A 5,334-nucleotide genomic window follows, 5' to 3' on the forward strand; every position below is an offset into this window, starting at 1 on the left:
GCGGGATCGGGTCGTGACCCGCCGGCGGGATCGGGCCGTGACCCAGCGGCGAGACCGGGCCGTGGGTCAGGCGGACCGCAGCGCTTCGCGTCGCTCCAGCCACTCCCGCGGCAGCCCGTCCGTCCCGGTGCGGGCGGCCACGATGCCGCCGGTGATGGCGCAGGTCGTGTCGACGTCCCCCAGTGCCTCGGCCGTCGACCACAGGGCGGCCGTCAGGTCGTCGCTGTGCCGGGCCGCCGTCCAGACGGCGAAGGGCACCGTGTCGTCGGCGCGGATGCGGCTGCCGTTGCCCAGCACCTCGGCGGCCTCGGCGGGTGCCGTGCCGGGCGGCAGCTTCGCCGCTCTGGCCAGGCCGTCCCGTACCGCGCCCGGCGGTGTCGCGTCCGTGACCGCGTCCAGGGACAGTTCGTGCCGGGCCGACAGCGCGGCGGCGACGGCGACGGCCACCGCGCCTGCGATGCCCTGCGGGTGGGCGTGGGTCACCTCGGCGGACAGCGTGGCCTGCTCGGTCACCCGGCCGAGGTCGTCGGCGAACCACGCGCCCAGCGGCGCCACCCGCATCGCGGCGCCGTTGCCCAGGCTCCCGCCGTCGAACAGGCGCGGCGCGAGGGTGCGCCAGCTCTCGGGTTCGTGCAGCAGGGCGGGCAGCAGCAGGTGCATGCCGTGGCCGTAGCCGCGCGCCTGATCCGTCTCGAAGGCGAGGGCGAAGTGGAGTGCCAGCAGGTCCTGGTCGACGGCGCCGCGCTCTTCGAGGATCCGCAGGATCGCGAGGGCCATGGCCGTGTCGTCCGTCCAGGGCCAGTGCGGCTCCGGCGGGGTGCGCCGGGCCGCGATCTCCGCCACGGCGGTGGCGTGCGCGCGGAAGAGCGGGAACCAGCGCTCGCCGAACGCGTCGCCCGTCGCCAGCCCTTCGAGGCTGCGGCGGCCGGCCGTGCGGGAAGCGGCGGCCGAACCGGGGGGCGGGGTGAATCCCGAAGTGGCAGGCATGTCATCCATCCTGGTGGTCCGTCCGGTCAACTGCACCTCCCTTTCCCGGCTGCCCGGCCCGGCGACGTCAACTCCCGCCTTCCGCTATCGCGTCCGTCACCTCGGCGACCCGCTCCCGCTCCTCGGCGGCGAAGCGTTCCTTGTCGAGCTGTTCGGCTATCTCCTCGTCCTGGGTCATCAGCAGGTCCAGGTTCGAGTCGCCGAGGTCGAAGACCCCCATGTCCAGATAGGCCTTCTGCAGCCGCTCGCCCCACAGGCCGATGTCCTTGACGCACGGCACGATCCGGCTGAACAACAGCTTCCTGAACAGCTGGAGGAATTCGGACTGTTCGGAGAACTCCTCGGCCTCCGCCTTCGGCACGCCGAAGTTCTCCAGCACCTCCACCCCGCGCAGCCGGTCGCGCATCAGGTAGCAGCCCTCGATGACGAACTCCTCGCGCTCGCGCAGTTCGGCGTCGGTGAGCTGCTTGTAGTAGTCGCGCAGCGCCATCCGGCCGAAGGCGACATGCCGGGCCTCGTCCTGCATGACGTACGCGAGGATCTGCTTCGGCAGCGGCTTGTTGGTGGTGTCGCGGATCATTCCGAAGGCGGCGAGCGCCAGGCCCTCGATGAGGACCTGCATGCCGAGGTAGGGCATGTCCCAGCGGGAGTCGCGCAGTGTGTCGCCCAGCAGGGCCTGCAAGTTGTCGTTGATCGGGTAGAGCATCCCGACCTTTTCGTGCAGGAACCGGCCGTAGATCTCGGCGTGCCTGGCCTCGTCCATGGTCTGGGTGGCCGAGTAGAACTTCGCGTCGAGGTCGGGCGCCGACTCGACGATCCGCGCCGCGCACACCATGGCGCCCTGTTCGCCGTGCAGGAACTGGCTGAACTGCCAGGCGGTGTAGTGCTTGCGCAGCTCGCCCTTGTCCTTGTCGGTCATCTTGGCCCAGTAGCGGGTGCCGTAGAGGTTCAGCGCCTCGTCGGGGGTGCCGAGGGGGTCGTACGGGTCGACCTCCAGCTCCCAGTCGATGCGCCGGGCGCCGTCCCACTGCTTGTCCTTGCCCTTCTGGTAGAGGGCGAGGAGCCGGTCACGGCCGTCGTCGTAGTCCCACTGGAAGCGGGCCGAGCCCGCGGCGGGGACCTGCCAGACGGACTCTTCGGGGGCGTCGGTGTAGAGGTCGTGCGTCGACACAGGCAGCAGCTCCTCGGCCTCACGGGCCTCACGGTGGTGTAAGTACCCTCGTCGGCTGGACTGTTGGCAGGCTCACACGTTGGTAGACCCGGAGTCAACAAGTAGGCACGAGGCCGGGCGCACTGCCGGCGCACCACTCACGCCGGGGGGATTGACGTCCTTGCTGACACGCGGTCTTATAAGGGTACCGCCGGTAACACCCACCGGTCCCGTCCCGAGGTGCGAGGTGCGCTCAGCCATGACAGCAGTGACCGAACGCGACGTGCAGCTGCTCCGCGACGCCCTGGGCCCGCTACGCGACCGCGAGCAGGTCGCCCGGCGGCTGCTCGAATCGTCGGCGAAGCACTCCTTCGACCCGGACAAGGAACTCGACTGGGACGCGCCGATCGAGGACGGCAAGTGGTTCTGGCCGCCCGAGCTGGTCTCCCTCTACGACACCCCGCTGTGGCGGAAGATGTCGCAGGAGCAGCGGATGGACCTGGCCAGGCACGAGGCGGCGTCGCTCGCCTCGCTCGGCATCTGGTTCGAGATCATCCTGATGCAGCTGCTGGTCCGGCACATCTACGACAAGTCGGTGACCAGCAGCCACGTCAGGTACGCGCTCACGGAGATAGCCGACGAGTGCCGGCACTCGATGATGTTCGCGCGGATGATCCAGAAGGGCGGCGCCCCGTCGTACCCCGTGCCGCGCTTCCACCACAATCTGGCACGCGTCCTCAAGACCGTCTCCACCACGCCGGGTTCGTTCGCAGCGACCCTGCTCGGTGAGGAGATCCTCGACTGGATGCAGCGGCTGACCTTCCCCGACGAGCGGGTGCAGACGCTGGTGCGCGGAGTGACCCGGATCCATGTCGTCGAGGAGGCCCGCCATGTCCGGTACGCCCGGGAGGAGCTGCGCCGCCAGATGGTGACGGCGCCGCGCTGGGAACAGGAGTTCACCCGGCTCAGCAGCGGCCAGGCCGCCCGGGTCTTCTCCGTCTGCTTCGTCAATCCGCAGGTGTACGACAACGTGGGGCTCGACCGCCGCGAGGCCGTCGCGCAGGTGCGGGCCAGCGGCCACCGGCGTGAGGTCATGCAGTCGGGCGCCAGGAAACTCACCGACTTCCTGGACGACATCGGGGTGCTGCGCGGCCCCGGACGCAAGCTGTGGCGCTCCTCAGGGCTGCTCGCCTGACCGCGCGGAGCCGGTCGGCCGCGGTACCGGACACAGGCGATGCGATTACGCTGCGGAACATGACCGCGCCAGCCACGCCCGCGTACCGACGGCTCAGCGTCGAGGCGCGCCGCACCCAACTCCTCGACGCCGCCCTGACGCTCTTCGCGCACCAGGCGCCCGAGGACGTCGCCCTGGACGACGTGGCGGCGGCGGCCGGGGTGTCCCGGCCGCTGGTCTACCGCTACTTCCCCGGCGGCAAGCAGCAGTTGTACGAGGCCGCGCTGCGCTCGTCCGTCGACCAGTTGGAGCTGTGCTTCACCGAACCGCAGACCGGGCCGCCCACCGAACGGCTCAAGCGGGTCCTCGACCGGTACCTGTCCTTCGTCGACCAGCACGACGCCGGGTTCAGCGCGCTGTTGCAGGGCGGCAGCGTCTGCGAGACCTCCCGCACCACCGCGATCGTGGACGAGGTGCGCAGGGCTGCGGCCGAGCAGATCCTGCTGCACATCGCGCCTGCGGGCGGGGCGGCGCCGGGGCCCCGGATGCGGATGATGGTGCGGACGTGGATCGCCGCGGTCGAGTCGGCGTCACTCATATGGCTGGACGAGAACAAGCAGCCGCCGGCCGACGAATTGCGGAACTGGCTGGTCGACCATCTCGTCGCACTGCTCGTCGCGACGGCCGCCACCGACGAGGAGACGGCGCTCGCGGTGCGCGTCCTCGTACGCCACGAGGACCCGGACGGCCCGGTGGGGACGCTGGCCCGGCGGGTGGTGCCGCTCGTGGGCGAGGCGATCCAGGCGCGCTGAGCGAGACTGGGCGGGTGAGAAACGAAGACACCCTCTTTGTCGGCGGGCCGCTGGACGGGCGCGTGCTGCCCGTCATGCCGGGTCCCACGGGCCAGCCGCCCAAGTGGTACGACCTGCCGGTCCCTGACACCGACGGCGGGCCGCCCACGATCCACTCGTACCGCCGCACCCCCGCCGGATACACCAAGCGGCTCGGGCTGCAGCGCGGCTGGACGTACGAGTACGTGCCCGAGGGACACGAGCCCCGCACCCTGAAGTGGCCCTGGTCGAAACCGAACAGCACGCCATAAGATCGCGAGCACCGTGTCACCAGGGGGAGGCTCGCCATGGAGCCGGTAGGGCGTGTCTTACGTCAGGTCGGGCCGTACACACTGCTCGCGCACAGCGGCGCGAGCGCCAGCGCGGTGGAGTATCTCGCGCGCGGCGCCGACGAGGGCGCCGCCGTGGTCGTCCTGTCCGTGGCCCGCCCCGAACTGGCCGGTGCGACCGCCTTCCGCCGCCGGTTCGAGGCCGAGGTGCGCACGGCCGAGCGGCTCTCCGGCGGCTGGGTACGCCCGCCGCTCGACTCCCGTACGGACGAGGCGGCGGAGCCCGCGCCCTGGGCGGCCAGCGCCTATGTGCCGGGGCTGAAGCTCGCGGAGGCCATCGCCGTCGCCGGGCCGCTGCCCGAGCGGTCGGTACGGGTGCTGGGCGCCGCACTCGCCGAGACCCTGGCCCGCGTGCACCCGGCGGGCACGGTTTTGCAGGGACTCTCCGCCGAAACCGTCCTGCTGGCCGCCGACGGCCCGCGCCTCACGGCTTTCGGCGCGCTGGGCGCAGCGGCGTCCGCGCGGCTGGACGCGGGCGGCCGGCTGTCGGTACGGCTCGGCTACCTGACCCCGGAACAGGTCGCGGGCGGCGAGCCGGGAACGGCGTCCGACATCTTCGTCCTGGGCCTGCTGCTGGCGTACGCGGCGACGGGCACGACACCGTTCGCCGACAGCACGGAGATCGGCGGGGCGGAGGCCCGACTCGACGGCGTACCGGCCGGGTTGCGTCCGGTGGTCGCCTCCTGTCTGGCGAAGGAACCGGCCCGCCGCCCGACGGCGGGCCAGGTGGCGGCGGCCCTGGCGCTGGAAGGCGCGAGCGCCCTGGCGTCGGCCGGCTGGCTGCCGGAACGGCTGGAGAAGGCCGTCGCGGAACGGGCCTCGGCGGTAGCGGCGTTGGAGCCG

The 5,334-nt window shown here is 71.7% G+C and carries 5 protein-coding genes and 1 pseudogene; 4 read left to right on the top strand and 2 right to left on the bottom strand.

From position 1 onward, the window contains the following. Nucleotides 1-66 precede the first annotated feature (66 nt). Entirely contained in the window at nucleotides 67-987 is a 921-nt protein-coding gene (locus tag HY68_RS03925) for an ADP-ribosylglycohydrolase family protein (protein ID WP_041995105.1), read from the bottom strand. Between the two features lie 67 nt (nucleotides 988-1,054). Beyond that, complete coding sequence (locus HY68_RS03930) at nucleotides 1,055-2,158, bottom strand: ferritin-like domain-containing protein (protein ID WP_041984401.1); 1,104 nt, start codon at nucleotides 2,156-2,158, stop codon at nucleotides 1,055-1,057. Between the two features lie 238 nt (nucleotides 2,159-2,396). Between HY68_RS03930 and HY68_RS03935 the strand changes: the two genes are divergently transcribed. The 4 genes and pseudogenes from HY68_RS03935 to HY68_RS44725 form a co-directional block, all read left to right on the top strand. Then, nucleotides 2,397-3,332, top strand: coding sequence for a diiron oxygenase (locus HY68_RS03935; protein WP_041984405.1), 936 nt, complete (start codon nucleotides 2,397-2,399; stop codon nucleotides 3,330-3,332). A gap of 59 nt (nucleotides 3,333-3,391) precedes the next feature. Next, entirely contained in the window at nucleotides 3,392-4,123 is a 732-nt protein-coding gene (locus tag HY68_RS03940; RefSeq protein ID WP_041984408.1) for a TetR/AcrR family transcriptional regulator, read from the top strand. 14 nt (nucleotides 4,124-4,137) lie between these two features. Continuing rightward, entirely contained in the window at nucleotides 4,138-4,413 is a 276-nt protein-coding gene (locus HY68_RS03945) for a hypothetical protein (protein WP_041984410.1), read from the top strand. Between the two features lie 36 nt (nucleotides 4,414-4,449). Next, nucleotides 4,450-5,334: pseudogene (locus HY68_RS44725) on the top strand (serine/threonine protein kinase); the annotation flags it as partial.

The organism is Streptomyces sp. AcH 505 (assembly GCF_000818175.1).
GTDB lineage: Bacteria > Actinomycetota > Actinomycetes > Streptomycetales > Streptomycetaceae > Streptomyces.